Origin of the sequence: Nocardia arthritidis (assembly GCF_011801145.1) — a bacterium.
Classification (GTDB): domain Bacteria; phylum Actinomycetota; class Actinomycetes; order Mycobacteriales; family Mycobacteriaceae; genus Nocardia; species Nocardia arthritidis_A.
The window spans coordinates 330,716-346,559 of record NZ_CP046172.1 but is presented as its reverse complement, the minus strand read 5'-3'; the positions used below and the strand labels follow the sequence as shown (position 1 = coordinate 346,559).

The following is a 15,844-nucleotide window of genomic DNA, read 5'->3' as shown; positions in this document are numbered from 1 at the left end:
GCTACGTCCTCAGAAGTCGGGCAGGCCGGGCAGCGAACCGCCGAGCCCACCGCCCGCGAGCGGTCCCAGCCGGTCCGCGGCGACCTGCTGCGCATTGGCCATCGCGTCGTTGATCGCGCCGATCACCAGGTCCTGCAGGCTTTCGACATCCTCCGGGTCGACCACCTTCGGGTCGATGGTGAGCGAGACGACCTCGCCCGTCGCCTTGATGGTCACCTTGACCAGACCGTTGCCCGCCTGCCCCTCCACCTCGGCGGCCGCGATCTCGGCCTGCGCCGCGAGCACCGCCTGCTGCATCTGCTGTGCCTGTGCGAGTAACTGCTGCATGTCGAATTGACCACCGGGCTGCACGGCTCGTCCTCTCATCGCGATATCCGCGCCGACCGGCGCGGAGCAAGTATTCGGCTCGCGAACCAGCCTAATAGGCGCTGTCGGCGAAGCCGTCGTTAGCCTGCGCCGGGCCGAGCTCCTGTGCGAGGCACTCGCGTAGCCCTCTGCGGGATATCGACCCCGATCCGCCCTGCGCCACAAGACTTCCCCGATCTTGCGACCGCTACCAGTGATCATGCGTCATGTACATAAGCGATAACAGCTTGGCCTCGTTCCGGTTCAGCACATCACGATCGCCCTACCCTCGAAAGTGGGTCGGAGACCGGTGCGTGAGTTCTGGAGACCGTCATGAGCACATACCGCGTTCGTTTCCTCGGTACCTGCGTGCTCGCCCTGGGAATTCCGAGCCTGTTCCTGGCGCCCGCCGCATCGGCGGATCCCGCGGCCGACTACGGCGGCGGCTGCGTCATCTACCCGGATAACAGGGCGGCCACGATCGATTCGCTGCGCTTTCGATGTTCCCCGGAACAGCAGGACGCGATCTTCCGGAACGCGCCGCGCGGTGACGTTCCGATGGGCGTCAAGGACGGCTGGGTCACCCGGCCGCCGGTGGCACAGGCGCTGGCGCCGGCCTTCTGGATCGGCAAAACCTTCTACACCGGCCCGGACGGCGGACGGCTGATGAACCGCGTCACCGCCGCGGGCACCGAGGCGTGGCCCGCCGACGTATACACCGCGCCCGCGCTGATCGACGGGCAACCCACCTGGGCCTTCAACTACGCACCATCGCCGACACCGCAGGTGTACGACGAGGTCAGGGAGGTGGCCCCCGGCGTGTGGTTCGGTTATTCCTGGTGGCGCGGGTTCTTCCAGACGACGCTGCTGCTCACGTTCGCGCTCGCTTGACCCTCCACCCGCTGGAGGGTGTTCGCTGTGCTTATGACAGCGACCGTAGCCATCGGGGAGTTCGCCCGGCTGACCTACCTCAGCGTGAAGACGCTGCGGTATTACCACGACATCGAACTGCTCGAACCCGTCGCGATCGACGCGAGTTCCGGCTACCGCCGCTACGGCATAGATCAGGTCGCACAGGCCCATCTGATCCGGCGGCTGCGCGAACTCGATATGCCGGTGCCCGAGATCAAGGCGATGCTCGCGGCGCCGGACCCGGCGGCGCGGGACGCGACCCTGCGCGCCCATCTGGAACGCATGGAGGCGGAGTTGATGCGCACCCGCGCGGTGGTCGCGTCATTACGTGCGCTGCTCACCCCTGCGCGCCCGATCGCGGTGGAATACCGTGCGGCGCCGGCGTTTTCGGCATTGACGATCACCGAGACGGTGGATCGGGACCGGATCGGCGACTGGTGCGCGACATCCTTCGACCTGCTGCACCGGGTGGTCGCCGCGGCGGGCATCACCCCGACGGACGTCGACGGCTGCACCTATTCGATGGAGTTCTTCGAGAACGAGATCGGCGAGGTGGTGGCCTTCGTCCCGCTCCCGGACGGTGCGCGCATCGATCCGCCCGCCCGCGTCGCCGTCCGTGAAATGCCCGCGCGCCATTTCGCGGTCGCGCTGCACGAGGGCGGCTTCGACGACTTCGACCTCACCTACGGGGCGTTGGGCAGCCATGTCGCCGAGCACGCCACCGCACTGGCCGAACCGGTGCGCGAGCGCTACCTCATCTCACCGATCGATACCGAGGATCCGGGCCAGTACCGCACCGAGGTCTGCTGGCCGATCGAACGCCCCTGATAAACAAGGAGATTCAATGACACTCGCACTCGGCAGCATCACCTTCGACTGCGCCGACGCCGCCGCGCTCGCCGACTTCTGGGCGCGACTGCTGAACAAATCGGTGGATCCGGACGGCAACGAGCACTTCGCCACCATCGGCTATGGAACGGGCACAACGGGTTTGATGTTCATCCAGGTGCCGGACAAGAACCCGGGTAAGAACGTCATCCACCTCGATCTGCAATCCGCCGACCGGCAGGCCGAGGTGCAACGCGCGATCGCCTTGGGCGCCGAGCACGTCGGCGATTTCGACGAGTACGGCCACCGATGGACCACCCTCACCGATCCCGAGGGCAACCTCTTCGATATCGGCGAGGCGTAAACCGCATCGTGGCCGTGCCCGAAGTCATCCAGGCGCGGCCACGCCGGTATCAGGCCAGTTCGCGCTGCAGGTTCGCCAACACCTCGGCCTGGATCTTCTTCAGTCCCAGCGGCGCGAAGATCCCCTCGAAAATGCCCGCGACCCCGCCCGCACCCTTCCAAGTGGTGCGCAGGGTGACCTGCGAACCGGCGCCGTCCGGCGTCACGGTCCAGGTGTTCACCAGCGTCGAATTCGAATCACGCTCGGTGACAATGGAATCCGACACCGAAACCACGGCGTGAATATTGCGGACCCGCTTCTCGGTGGCCTGCAACACCCACTCGGCGACGGTGCCCGCGCCCTTACCGCCCTCGAGCACCTTGTAGTCGCGGTAGTGCGCGGAAAGGATGCGCGGGCGGACCGTCTCGTAGTCCGCGATAGCCTCCAGGGTCCGCTGGGGATCCGCCGAGATGGCGATCGAACTGCTGGCGCTGACCTGTCCCACGATCACTCCTTATTTGATTTGCCGCGCTCCGCGCGGCTGTTCGCGGCCCCGGGGAGTCTCGCGTTTGCGCGGTCGAGACTCGCGCCTGCGGCGCATGCGCTTCGACCGCGCAAACGCGAGACGGGCCGCGAACGTCGCTCGTAAGACTCGCTCCCGACACATTACGTTGTGCGCGAATGTCACCATCGGGCGGTCGAGTGGATGTCACACTTTTCGCTACACCGACATGAACCACGGTGGCGGACACCACGATCGAACACCGTGCAACATATGCGTGACATTTGTCCCTGGAGGACACCCTCGCGGTGGCTCTACCAACCAGTGCGTACTAGCGTCGAGGGGTGGCGTTGAGTCTGTTGGGGAAGGCCGGACCCGCATCGGCCGCACGCGAATCAGGATATGCCGCACACCGTGCCGGCGTTGACCGCCTGCTGGCGAGCTATCGCGCGATACCGGCGCATGCCAATGTGCGATTGGCGAAGAAGACCTCGAACCTGTTCCGTGCCAGAGCCAAGAACACCGCACCCGGCCTCGACGTCTCCGGGCTGACCAAGGTGATCTCGGTGGATCCGGTGGCACAGACCGCCGATGTCGCAGGCATGACCACCTATGAGGAGCTGGTCGCGGCCACCCTGCCGTACGGGCTGGCCCCGCTGGTGGTTCCGCAGCTGAAGACCATCACGCTCGGCGGCGCGGTGACCGGCCTCGGCATCGAATCCACCTCGTTCCGCAACGGCCTCCCACACGAGTCGGTGCTGGAAATGGACGTGCTGACCGGCTCGGGCGAAATACTCACCGTCACACCGGACGGCGAGTACGCCGACCTGTTCCGCGGCTTCCCGAACTCGTACGGCACCCTCGGTTACACGGTCCGGCTGAAGATCCAGCTGGAGCGTGTGCAGCCCTACGTCGCGCTGCGGCATGTGCGCTTCCACGATCTCCGCGAGCTGGAGGCCACGCTGGCCAGGATCGTCGAGGAGAAAACCTACGACGGCGAGCACGTCGACTACCTCGACGGCGTGGTGTTCACCGCCGACGAGAGCTACCTGACCCTCGGCCGCCAGACCGACGAGGCGGGCCCGGTCAGCGACTACACCGGTATGGACATCTACTACCGGTCCATCCAGCACGACGGCGCCGAACCCAAGCGCGACCGTCTCACCATCCACGACTACCTGTGGCGCTGGGATACCGACTGGTTCTGGTGCTCACGCGCCTTCGGCACGCAGAACCCGAAGATCCGCCGCCTCTGGCCCAAGCGCTACCGCCGCAGCAGCTTCTACTGGAAGATCATCGCGCTCGACCACAAATACAACCTCGGCGACAAGCTCGCCGCCAGGAAGGGTCAGCCACCGCAGGAACGGGTCGTGCAGGACATCGAGGTTCCGGTGGAGCGCACCGCCGACTTCGTCGAATGGTTCCTGCGCGAGATCCCGATCGAACCGCTCTGGCTGTGCCCGCTGCGTTTGCGGGAAACCAAGGCGACGGGAACAACCGGACGGGTTTGGCCCTTGTACCCGCTGGAGCCGAACCGAACCTATGTGAATGTCGGGTTCTGGTCGGCCGTCCCCAAGGTCCCCGGGCAGCCCGAAGGCGCGGCCAACCGCGCCATCGAACGCACGGTGACCGAGTTCGACGGGCACAAATCGCTGTACTCGGATGCCTTCTATGACAAGGATGAGTTCGCGGCGCTCTACGGCGGGGATACCTACAGCGAACTGAAGAAACGCTACGACCCGGACCAGCGCTTGCTGGACTTGTATTCGAAGGCGGTGCAACGCAAATGACCACGTTCAAGGACCGTTCCGACGTCTTTGCCGATCTCGGGACCAAGCTCAGCATTGCCGAGATCCTGGAGACCCTGATCGACGGCGAGGTCCCCATCCGGATCAGCGCATACGACGGAAGTGCGACCGGACCGGCGGATTCGCAGTACAAACTGGATATCCGCACCCCGCGCGGCATCAACTACCTCGCGACCGCACCCGGCGACCTCGGCTTGGCCCGCGCGTACATCGCGGGCGATATGGTGGCCGACGGGGTGCACCCCGGCGACCCGTACGAAATGCTGCGGGCCATGGACAGCCTGAAGTTCCGGCGTCCGTCCGCGCTGGCCCTGGTGACCATCGCGCGCTCGCTCGGCTGGGAGCGGCTCAAGCCGGTCGCCCCGCCGCCGCAGGAGACCCTGCCGCGCTGGCGCCGGATCGCGCTGGAGGGCCTGCGGCACTCCAAAACCCGCGACGCCGAGGCCATCCACCACCACTACGACGTCTCGAACACCTTCTACGAGTACGTCCTCGGCCCGTCCATGACATACACCTGCGCCTGTTACGGCGCCGAGGACTGGACGCTGGAGCAGGCACAGGAGAACAAGTACCGGCTCGTCTTCGACAAGCTACGCCTGAAGCCGGGCGACCGCCTGCTCGATATCGGCTGCGGTTGGGGCGGCATGGTGCGCTACGCGGCCAAGCGCGGCGTCAAGGTCATCGGTGCGACACTGTCCGCCGAACAGGCGGATTGGGCGCAGAAGAAGATCGCCGAAGAGGGACTGTCCGACCTCGCCGAGGTGCGGCACTCCGACTACCGCGACGTTCCGGAGACCGACTTCGACGCCGTCTCCTCGATCGGCTTGACCGAACACATCGGCGTACACAACTACCCGTTCTACTTCGACTACATCAAGGGCAAGCTGCGCGACGGCGGCCTGTTCCTGAACCACTGCATCACCCGCCCGGACAACACCCGCACCACCAAGGCGGGCGACTTCATCGACCGGTACGTCTTCCCGGACGGTGAGCTGATCGGATCCGGCCGCATCATCTCCGAAATCCAGAACATCGGACTCGAGGTGCTGCACGAGGAGAACCTGCGCGAACACTACGCGCTGACCCTCGCGGAATGGTGCAAGAACCTGGTCGCCAACTGGGATGCCTGCGTTGAGGAGGTCGGGGAGGGGACCGCGAAGGTTTGGGGGTTGTATATGGCTGGATGCCGACTTGGGTTCCAGCGCAATGTTGTTCAGCTGCATCAGGTGCTCGGGGTCAAGTTGCCGGAGGACGGTAGCTGGACGGTGCCGTTGCGCCCATGGTGGGAGGCGTGAGCCGACCAAATCCTCGCTGACGCTCGGATTTTGGTCGGCTCTCGCCTCAGGCGTTGGTTCGACAGGGCGGATGCGCTGGCGCGCATCCGCCCTGTGCATAGGGCTGGGGTGGAAAGTCGCTCTTGCCGGGAAAGCGTGGGGAACCGAGCCCGACGCCGGTTTGCGGTGGAAAGTCGCTCGTGACGAGAAAGCCTGGGGAACCGAGCCCGACGCCGGTTCGCAGGGAAGAGTCGCTCGTGACGGGAAGCGCCGAGGCCGAGCTGGACGCCGGTTTGCAGTGGAGAGCCGCCCGTGACGGGAAGTTCGGGGAACCGAGCTGGATATTGGTTCGTGGTGGAGTGCTGTCAATCCAGCAGTTCGGCGAGGAATAGGGCTGGGAGTTCGGTTTCGGCGGATTGCATTGCGGGGGAGGGCATTTCGTCGCGGAGGACGCGGAGGATGCCTACTACGCCGGGGCCGGCGTCCAGGAGGGGGCGGGTCCAGCCGAGTTTGGCGCAGGTGGCGGCGGCGGGCAGCAGGAGGCCGGTGGCCTCGCCGACCCAGCCGGAGGCGGCGAGGCATTCGGCGAGCAGCAGTACCGCGTCCAGTTGTGCTCGGGGCGGTGCTGTTCGTGCATTCGGCCGTGCAGGGCGCGGGCTCGGCGGACCGCGCGATCGTCGGCGCCGAGACGGTGTTCGGCCAGTAGGCCGCGGATCGCGGCGATTTCCTCCGCTTCGGCGGCGAGCGCCGCTGCGCCGGATATTCGGCGGGGCGAATGTACCTGCGCGGCATCGTATTCCGAGCCATTCGCGGTGGGGCCGCCGGATAAGCCGAGGCGCAGGCGCTCCGCCCTGATATGCGCGTCGAGGCGAATCAGCCTGTTGTCGTGGGCGATTCGCGCGCCCTCATCCAGCCGCGCCGCCGCCGTGTACAAATCGCCGAGGCCCGCCTTCACTCTGGCGCCGACGACGAAGCTGGAGATGAGGAAGTCGACTGGGCCCACTCTGGTCACCAGCTGGTGGCTTTCGTCGAGCAGCCGGTCGGCGTCGGCGAGATCGCCACGGCGGTAACTCAATTCGCCGAGCAGCGCAGCCGCCACCCGCACCGCGTGCGAGCGCGGGCCCGATCTGGTCTGCGCCGTCTCCCACGCCCGCTGGAAGCATTCGGTGGCCGTGGCGATATCGAGCTGCTCGTACGCGGCGGCGCCCATACCGCACAGCCCGAATACCGCGCCGAGCGGATCCTTCGAGCGCGCATGGTATTCCGCGGCCCAATCCTGTATCTCGCGGGCGCCGTCGAAGTCGAATTCGCACAGTCGCACGAACGAGGTCAGGTTCGCCGCGGTGGATACGGTCCAATCCGACTGATCCTGCGGATGTTCCAGGATTTCCGCGATCCGCGCGGCGACGCCCTCGGTGTGATCCCTGGCGATCTGATCCGACGCCGCGAGCACCGCCGCCTCGGATCGCTGCCGCCGCACATCGGCATCGCTCGCCGAACCGCGCGCGAGCAGATTCGACAACCGGCCGAGCGCGTTGCGCGCCGCACCCGACTGCTGCAGGTTCACATTGGCCCGGGCCACCGCCATCAAAAGCTTCGAGCGCGAAGCCACCTGCTGCATGGGCAGTTTCGATACGGTGCCGAGCAGCGTCGCGAGGCGGGACCGGTCGATGAGGTCCATACCGCCGCTCTCCAGCAGATCCAGCGCCATCTTCAGATCGGTGGCGGCCAGCGCATGATCCACCGACTTGCGCAGCAGCTGATGCTCGTAATACCAGCGAGATGCCTTGCGGTGCAACGCCTTCAACCGGCCAGGGTGGGCCCGTTCCAGCCGGGCGCGCAGATGTTCGGCGAACAGCGGCTGCATCCGGAACCACTCCGGATCGTGTTCGATGCGCCGCAGGAACAATTCGCGCTGTTCGGCCTGCTCCAACAGTTGCTCGGCATCGGCGTCACCGGACAGCGCGGCGGCGAGCGATCCGGAGACCCGCTCGGTCACCGAAATGGCCATCAAGAACTCCAGCATCCTGGGTTCCAATGTGTCCAAGACGTTTTCGGCCAGGTACTCGCGGATACCGTGGGTACCCTCCGACAGGTTCGCGATCAGCTGCGCCGGATCGGCATTGCCGCGCAGCGCCAGGCTCACCAGCTGGATGGCGGCGGGCCAGCCGTCGGTCGCGTGATGTATCTGGTCGACCTGCGCGTCGGTCAGCGCGAAACCGTTGTGCTCCACCAGGATCTGCCTGGTCTCCGCCGCAGTGAGACGCAGTGCGGCCGAACCGATTTCGACCAGTTCGTCGTGCACTCGCATCCGGCTGGTCGGCAGGCCGGACTGCTCCCGGCTGGTCACCACGAAGCGCAGGTGGTGACATCCGTTGTCCAGCAACGCCGCCATCGCCCGGTGCGCGCCCGCATCGGTGACCCGGTGCCAGTCGTCGACGATCACAACAACCGTCGAACCCGCGGCATGTATCTCATCGATCAGCGTGGTGATGACGAAGGCGGCCGCATCCGCGGGCCGCTCCTCCAACACCTGCTCCAAACCGGTCCCCAGCTCCGGCCGGACGCGCCGGATCGCCTGGATCAGGTGTGCGAGAAACCAGATCTCGTTGTCGTCGTCGTGCGCGATCCCGATCCACGCGACCGCGATACCGCGCTCGGTGAGCTCACTGCGCCACTGCGCGGCCACCGTACTCTTGCCGAATCCGGCCGGCGCGTGGATCACCGCGAGCCTGCGCCGCCCGCCCGCCCGCAGGATGTCGAGCAACCGCGGCCGCGGCACCGGTTCCCTGGCCGGGGTCGGCGGCCGGAATTTGGTGGTCGCGGTCGGCGGCAGCGTCGTCGACGAAGGCGCGGATTGGGCACTGGTTTGCCCGCCCGCCTGACTCAGGTTCAGCGGCCAGCTGCGCCGGGCCGTTACCGCGGGCCGGGCCAGCGTGGTCGACTCGCCCTCTTCGACCGGGCCGTCGAGTTCCTCCAGCGCCGCGGACGGGTCGAGCAGCGCCATCTCGTCGGGCACCTGGTCGTGCTCGAGCTGCGCCGCCCGCAGCAGCTCGCCGAATTCGAAGGCGGAGGCGGGGCGTTCGTCCGGATCCGAGGCCATCGCGTATTCGATCGCCGCGGCGACGTCCGCCGGAATATCGTGCTCGCGCAGATCCGGCACCGGCTGGGTGGTGATCCGCAAGAACTGCGCCACCACCTTCTCCCCCGCTTGCCGTTCGAAGGCGGCATGCCCGGTCAACAGGGCGAACAGCGTTGCGCCGAGCCCGTATATATCGGAGCGGGTGGTCGGGTCGTCACCCTTGAGCACCTCGGGCGCGGTGAATGCGGGCGAACCGGTGATCAGGCTGTTCGACGTGCGGAACCCGCCGGGTATCCGGGCGATGCCGAAGTCGGTGAGCTGCGGTTCGCCGTACCCGGTGAGCAGGACGTTCGCCGGTTTCACATCGCGATGCAGGATGCCTGCCCGGTGCGCGCTCTCGATCGCGCCCGCCAGCTTCACCCCCGCCCGCAGCGAATCCGACCAGGTGAGCGGGCCGTGCTCGCGGATGAGCTGTTCGAGCGAACCGCGCCCGCAATACGGCATGACGATGAACGGCAGCCCGGACCCGGTGACATCGACCTGCAGAATGTCCACGATATTCGGATGGCCGGACAACCGGCCCATGGCCTGCTCCTCGCGCAGGAAGCGCTCGCGGCTCTCCGCCTCCAACTCCTCGGACAGCACTTTGACCGCGACCACTCGATCGAGGGCGCGCTGAATACAGCGATACACCACCCCGAACCCGCCCCGGCCGATCTCCTTCGCGCCGTAGAGCCCCATTGCCTCGAGTTCATCGGTGATGCCGAAGGGCGTCTGACGCTGGGTATTCGATTCGGCCGGGTCCGATCCGGGGTTCTCCTTACCCGAACGTGGTTGTCGAGTCATGTGACCACCTCGAACTGACATCGAATCGGCGTCACCGGCGAGCAGTACACACGCCGACATCGGGCACCCCAGGCGATTCTCGGATGTCCGATATGTCTGCGCATACTCCAACGTAGCGCGCTATGGACCCATAGGTGGAGCTTTCGAAACAGGACGATTTCGCCCCCGCCACGACCGGCGCCGGAATTGCTACCGATATCCGGCCGCGATCGGGCCACCGAACCCGGATTATCCTGCGTTGGAACGACTTTCGGTATGCCCGTACCAGAACGCGTACCCCTGCGGCACACCCACCGCCGGTATCCCTCGCGACACGCCGAGATGAACATCGCGGGTGCGCACCTCACCCACGCCCGGACCCGCCGACGAACCCGCTGACCCGCTCCGGAACGATCCGCACGACCATCCGTCGCACGGTGTCCGGCTCGGGCGGCGGTTCGGTGCCGAGATACTTCCGCGATACCAGGAACTGCACCTCCCGGTCCGTGTCGTCGGTCAGCTCGGCGACGCCGCGAATATCCACCGAGCGGTACGGATTCGCGGTATCGAATACGGTCAGGCTCACGCGCGGATCGCGACCCAGATGACGCGCCTTCAATCGCTCCGCCGTCGTGGAGAAGACAACGGTGTCACCGTCGCGCAGGATCCACACCACCGACGTATGCGGTGCGCCATGCGCGTCCAGCGTCGCGACCGTGGCGAAGTTCCTTCCGTCGAGTATTTTCCGCACCTCGGCGTCGAACACCACCGGCATGAGCAACTCCTCGATCGGACTCGGCGTGCTTCCATCAAAACAACCGATCGGCCGATCCAGTTTGTTCCACGTGCCGGGAAAGCAAAAGCCCGCCAACGCGGAACACGTTGGCGGGCTTTGCTTTTCGGCGTATTACTTACGCAGCGAGGCCGGGACCTCGAAGCGGTCGCCGTACTTGGCCTTCAGCTCGTCGGCGCGCGCGACGAACGCCTGCTGGCCGCCCGGGTAGCCGACGATGAACTGGTGCACACCACCGGTCCAGGCCGGGTAGCCGATACCGAAGATCGAGCCGATGTTGGCGTCGGCGGTCGAGGTCAGCACGCCCTCGTCGAAACACTTCTGGGTCTCGATCGCCTCGATGAACAGCATCCGGTCGATCAGATCCTGCAGCGGCACCTGGAAACCGGCCACCGACTTGAAGTGCTCACGCAGACCCGGCCACAGCCCGGTGCGCTTGCCCGCCTCGTCGTACTCGTAGAAGCCCGCCTTCTCCAGACGACCCGGACGACCCTGCTCGACCATGTAGTCGATGACATCCTGCGCCGGGTGCCGCTTGCTGCCCATGGTGGCATCGCCGTGCGCGAGCGCCTCCTGGGTCTCCTTGGCGATCTTCTGCATGAGCTTCATGTTCAGCTCATCCGACAGCTGCAGCGGCGCGGCCGGGTAACCCGCCTGCGAACCCGCCTGCTCGATCGTCGCGGGCTCGATACCCTCACCCAGCATCGCGATCGCCTCGTTGACGAACGTGCCGATCACCCGCGAGGTGAAGAAGCCGCGGCTGTCGTTCACCACGATCGGGGTCTTCTTGATCGCCAGGGTGTAGTCGAACACCCGGGCCAGCGCCTCATCCGAGGTCTTCTCACCCCTGATGATCTCCACCAGCGGCATCTTGTCCACCGGCGAGAAGAAGTGGATGCCGATGAAGTCCTCCTGGCGCTTCACACCGGTGGCCAGACCGGTGATCGGCAGGGTGGAGGTGTTCGAGCCGAGCAGCGCGTCGGGGGTGACGATGTCCTCGATCTCCTGGAACACCTTGTGCTTGAGCTCGGTGTTCTCGAAAACCGCCTCGATAACGAAGTCGACGCCGGCGAAGTCGGCCGCATCCGCGGTCGGCTTGATCCGGTCCAGCAGCGCCTTGGACTTCTCCTCGGTGGTCTTACCGCGGGACAGCGCCTTGGCCTCGATCTTCTCCGAGTAGTTCTTGCCGCGCTCGGCCGCCTCGATGGTGACGTCCTTCAGCACGACCTCGTAGCCGGCCTTGGCGGAGACATAGGCGATACCGGCGCCCATCATGCCCGCGCCGAGCACGCCGACCTTGCGAATCTCCTTCTTGGGCACATCCTTCGGGCGCGAACCGCCGTTGTTGATGGCCTGCAGGTCGAAGAAGAAGGCCTGGATCATATTCTTCGCGACCGGCCCGGTGAGCAGGTGCACGAAGTAGCGGGATTCGATCAGCGAGGCGTTGTCGAAGTCGACCTGCGAACCCTCGACCGCGGCGGACATGATCGCGCGCGGCGCGGGCATGTTCGCACCCTTGATCTGCTTGCGCAGGTTGGCCGGGAAGGCGGGCAGGTTCGCGGCGAAGCCCGGGTTGGACGGGGTGCCGCCCGGGATCTTGAAGCCCTTCTTATCCCACGGCTGCGCCGCCTCCGGGTTGGCCTTGATCCACGCCTTGGCGGCCGGGATCAGCTCGTCGATCGAGCCGACCAGCTCGTCGATCAGGCCGATCTCCTTGGCCTTGGCCGGCTTGTTGCGCTGGCCCTGCAGCAGCACCTGCATCAGCGCGTTCTGCAGGCCGAGCATGCGCACGGTGCGGGTGACGCCGCCACCGGCGGGCAGCAGGCCGAGGGTGGCCTCGGGCAGACCGATCTGCGATCCGGGGACGTCGGCGGCGATGCGGTGGTGGGTGGCCAGCGCGATCTCCAGGCCGCCGCCGAGCGCGGCGCCGTTGATCGCGGCGACGACCGGCTTGCCGAGCTGCTCCAGCCGGCGCAGCGCCGCCTTGATCTCGGTCAGCTCGTCCATCAGCTGCTTGGCGTCGTCCTTGGTGACCTTCATCATGTTCTTCAGGTCGCCGCCGGCGAAGAAGGTCTTCTTGGCCGAGGTCAGCACCACACCGGTGATGCTGTCCTTCTCCGCCTCCAGCCGATCGACGGTGGCCGTCATCGACTTCTTGTACAGCTCGTTCATGGTGTTGGCGCCCTGGTTCGGGTCGTCCATCGTCAGCACGACGATGCCGTCCGAATCCTGCTCCCAACCGATCATGTTGGTGTCGCTCATGCCTGCACCTCGCTGCGCTCGTTGCCGGCATGCGCGACGCGCGCTGTGTCTTTGGTTCGCTCGCTACGCTCGCTCACTGCTCTGTGTCTCCTTGAATTCTCAGCTGCCGGTTGGGATTAGACGCGCTCGATGATGGTGGCCACACCCATGCCGCCACCGATGCAGAGGGTGATCAGCGCGTAGCGGGCGTTGCGGCGCTCCAGCTCGTCGACCATGGTGCCGGTGATCATCGCGCCGGTCGCACCCAGCGGGTGACCCATGGCGATCGCGCCACCGTTGACGTTCAGCTTCTCGTCGGGCACCTGCAGGTCCTTCTGGAACTTCAGCACCACGGAGGCGAACGCCTCGTTGATCTCGACCAGGTCGATGTCATCGATGGTCAGGCCCGCCTTGGCCAGCGCCTTCTTGGCGGCCGGGGTGGGACCGGTGAGCATGATCGTCGGGTCGGCGCCGGAGGTGGCGGTGGCGACGATGCGCGCCTTCGGGGTCAGACCGGAGGCCTTGCCCGCCTCCTCGGTGCCGACCAGCACGAGCGCGGCGCCGTCGACGATGCCGGAGCTGTTGCCGCCGTGGTGCACGTGGTTGATCTTCTCGACGAAGTGGAACTTCTGCAGCGCCACCGCGTCGAAACCGCCGAAGTCGCCGATGCCGGCGAAGGACGGGTTCAGCTTGGCGAGGTCCTCGACGGTGGTGCCGGGACGCATGTGCTCGTCGCGGTCCAGCACGACAAGGCCGTTGAGGTCCTTGACCGGAACGATGGACTTGGCGAAGTAGCCGCCGGTGGTGGCCTTGGCGGCCAGCTCCTGCGAGCGCACCGCGTACGCGTCGACATCGTCGCGGGTGAAGCCCTCGATGGTGGCGATCAGGTCGGCCGAAATGCCCTGCGGCACAAAGTAGGTGTCGTAGCTGGTGGCCGGGTCCATGGCCCAGGCGCCGCCGTCCGAACCCATCGGAACGCGCGACATCGACTCGACACCGCCCGCGATCACCAGGTCGTCGAAGCCGGAGCGGACCTTCTGGGCGGCCAGGTTCACGGCCTCGAGGCCGGAGGCGCAGAAGCGGTTGAGCTGGAAGCCGCCGACGGTGTCGGGCAGGCCGGCGGTGAGGACGGTGGTGCGGGCGATATCCGCGCCCTGGTCGCCGACCGGCGACACGACACCGAGGATCAGATCCGAAATCCGGTCTTCATCGAGATTCGGAAAGCGATTCCGCAGCTCCTGGACCAGACCCGTGGTCAGGTCGATCGGCTTGACCGAATGCAGCGACCCCTTCTTGTTGCGGCCGCGCGGGGTGCGGATGGCCTCGAAAATGTAGGCCTCTGTGGTCATATCGGAGTTTTCCTTCCTCGGGTGCGGCGGGCGGACCGGGCATCCGTCCGAGCGCTTCATTGCGCCGAACCGCGTTGTGCGGCGCGGCCGCGGGTAACCTCACCGACCGGTCCAGCGGACCGATCGTCCTGACGCTGTACAAAAATCGGCAAGCCTCGGCGATGACGTGTCCAAATGTGCGGTTTGGCCTGTGCACACGATAGAACTTGGCAACGCCGGAGCTCGCGGCCACCCGTTCATAGTACCGTGCGTGCGAACTCCGGTTAACTTAACGATGCGGGCGCCGCGGTTGTCAACCGTCCAGCCGTGTGGCCCCCAGCTCATTTCTGAGCAATTCCAAGGCGACCTCGTCCGGATCGCGACGATTGCCCGCCGGCACCGGGGTCGCGGCCTCGGCCAGCATCTCCTCCTCGTCGTCCGGCGTGACTTGCGGCGGCACCGGATCCGGGGCGTAACCGCCGCGCGGCGCGGCCTCGAAACCGCCCGCCGTCGCGCCGGTATCCGCCGGAGCGAAGTCGGCAGGCCCCGGGTCGTCGGGTAGATCGGGGTAGTCGGGCGGCGGGATGTCGTCGTCGCCGAATGACCGCGGCTCCGGGCGAGCGCCGCGCTGATTGCCGCCGGCCGGTTTACCCGCCCCCTTCGCCTGGCTCGGCCGGGAGAAACGCGGCGGCGCCGCGCTATCTCTGCCGCCCGCGCTGCCCGATTCGCGCTGCCCGCCGCCGCGCGACCGGTTCCCCCCAGCCGCCTTGGGCGCCGCGGCCGGGCGCTGCGCCGGGCCGCCCGCCTCCCAGCGCACCTCGTGATCACGGCCGAGCACCGCGCGCACCGCCGACCGCACCGCATCCAGGTTCTGCTGACTCGACAACCGCTGCGCGAGCGGCGGGCTCTGATGCGCGAATACGATCGCCGAACCATCCACCCGCGCCACCGACGCACCGGACAGCAGCGCCTGCAGCGTCGGCCCGAACTCGCGCACCTTGGCCCGGATATCCGCCCACGCCGCCTCGACCGCCCGCATCAACTCCTCGGGTTGCGGTTCATTCGCCACCGCCCCGCTCGGAACCGAAGGCGATTCCTCGTTCACCACCGGCCGCGAGGAGATCGGCTGCGCCGCATCGGCTTCCACCGGCCCGGATTCGGCGACAACATCGGCTCCGGTCGCCTCGCCACCGAATTCGGCTGCGGCACTTGCCGATTCGACCTCGTCTGCATATGCGTCAGCGGCGTCGAGCGAGGCGTCCACCGCATCGGCCCCATCGGCGTACTCGGCTTCGTCGAGGAATTCGGCCGGATCCTCACCCGCCTCCGTTACGGTGTCGTCGAGATCATCGACCTCCGACGACATCGACTCGGACGCCCTCGTACTTTCCGCACCCAGGCTCCCCGTAGCCGTGGCACCGCTGGCCCCAACCGGCGAATCACCCTGCGCGCCGGACCTTTGCGCACCCTCGGCCCCGGAATCAGCACTACTCGCACCAGAACTCGAAACGGCGGCCGCGCCACGATCCGCACGATCGAAACCCGCGCCACGCGCTATCGGCT

Annotated in this window: 11 protein-coding genes; 5 read left to right on the top strand and 6 right to left on the bottom strand. The window is 66.7% G+C overall.

Going from position 1 to position 15,844, the window contains the following annotated elements; translation table 11 throughout:
* Nucleotides 1-9: 9 nt before the first annotated feature.
* Complete coding sequence (locus F5544_RS01585; protein ID WP_167478908.1) at nucleotides 10-351, bottom strand: YbaB/EbfC family nucleoid-associated protein; 342 nt, start codon at nucleotides 349-351, stop codon at nucleotides 10-12.
* A 327-nt stretch (nucleotides 352-678) separates the two neighbouring features.
* Between F5544_RS01585 and F5544_RS01580 the strand changes: the two genes are divergently transcribed.
* Genes F5544_RS01580 through F5544_RS01570 form a run of 3 tightly spaced genes read left to right on the top strand, consistent with a single transcriptional unit; the run spans nucleotide 679 to nucleotide 2,449 of the window.
* The gene (locus F5544_RS01580; protein WP_167471514.1) at nucleotides 679-1,236 is read left to right on the top strand and encodes a hypothetical protein; all 558 of its coding nucleotides are present in this window, start codon (nucleotides 679-681) and stop codon (nucleotides 1,234-1,236) included.
* A gap of 33 nt (nucleotides 1,237-1,269) precedes the next feature.
* Nucleotides 1,270-2,085 carry a MerR family transcriptional regulator gene (locus F5544_RS01575; RefSeq protein WP_167471513.1) on the top strand — a complete coding sequence of 272 codons (816 nt, stop codon included), beginning with the start codon at nucleotides 1,270-1,272 and terminating at the stop codon, nucleotides 2,083-2,085.
* A gap of 16 nt (nucleotides 2,086-2,101) precedes the next feature.
* A complete protein-coding gene (locus F5544_RS01570) occupies nucleotides 2,102-2,449 on the top strand; it encodes a VOC family protein (protein ID WP_167471512.1) in 348 nt (115 codons plus the stop codon).
* Nucleotides 2,450-2,498: 49 nt separating this feature from the next.
* Here F5544_RS01570 and F5544_RS01565 read toward each other — a convergent pair whose 3' ends face one another.
* On the bottom strand, nucleotides 2,499-2,933 hold the full coding sequence (locus tag F5544_RS01565; RefSeq protein WP_167471511.1) for an SRPBCC family protein: 435 nt from the start codon (nucleotides 2,931-2,933) through the stop codon (nucleotides 2,499-2,501).
* A 347-nt stretch (nucleotides 2,934-3,280) separates the two neighbouring features.
* On the opposite strand from F5544_RS01565, the gene F5544_RS01560 reads away from it, so the two are divergent.
* Both F5544_RS01560 and F5544_RS01555 read left to right on the top strand, forming a co-directional pair.
* Nucleotides 3,281-4,720: an FAD-binding oxidoreductase gene (locus tag F5544_RS01560; RefSeq protein ID WP_167478907.1), complete on the top strand. Its 1,440-nt coding sequence runs from the start codon at nucleotides 3,281-3,283 to the stop codon at nucleotides 4,718-4,720.
* On the top strand, nucleotides 4,717-6,033 hold the full coding sequence (locus F5544_RS01555) for a class I SAM-dependent methyltransferase (RefSeq protein WP_167471510.1): 1,317 nt from the start codon (nucleotides 4,717-4,719) through the stop codon (nucleotides 6,031-6,033). The genes F5544_RS01560 and F5544_RS01555 overlap by 4 nt, the downstream gene beginning before the upstream one ends.
* 445 nt (nucleotides 6,034-6,478) lie before the next feature.
* Here the strand turns inward: F5544_RS01555 and F5544_RS01550 are convergent, their stop codons facing one another.
* The 4 genes from F5544_RS01550 to F5544_RS01535 all read right to left on the bottom strand — a co-directional run bounded on the left by F5544_RS01550 (nucleotide 6,479) and on the right by F5544_RS01535 (nucleotide 14,302).
* On the bottom strand, nucleotides 6,479-9,940 hold the full coding sequence (locus F5544_RS01550) for a serine/threonine-protein kinase (protein WP_238847038.1): 3,462 nt from the start codon (nucleotides 9,938-9,940) through the stop codon (nucleotides 6,479-6,481).
* A 343-nt stretch (nucleotides 9,941-10,283) separates the two neighbouring features.
* Nucleotides 10,284-10,694 (bottom strand): PPOX class F420-dependent oxidoreductase, encoded by a 411-nt coding sequence (locus F5544_RS01545; RefSeq protein WP_167471509.1) that lies wholly within the window; start codon nucleotides 10,692-10,694, stop codon nucleotides 10,284-10,286.
* Between the two features lie 132 nt (nucleotides 10,695-10,826).
* Complete coding sequence (locus F5544_RS01540) at nucleotides 10,827-12,974, bottom strand: 3-hydroxyacyl-CoA dehydrogenase NAD-binding domain-containing protein (protein ID WP_167471508.1); 2,148 nt, start codon at nucleotides 12,972-12,974, stop codon at nucleotides 10,827-10,829.
* 116 nt (nucleotides 12,975-13,090) lie between these two features.
* The gene (locus tag F5544_RS01535) at nucleotides 13,091-14,302 is read right to left on the bottom strand and encodes an acetyl-CoA C-acetyltransferase (protein ID WP_167471507.1); all 1,212 of its coding nucleotides are present in this window, start codon (nucleotides 14,300-14,302) and stop codon (nucleotides 13,091-13,093) included.
* Nucleotides 14,303-15,844 lie beyond the last annotated feature (1,542 nt).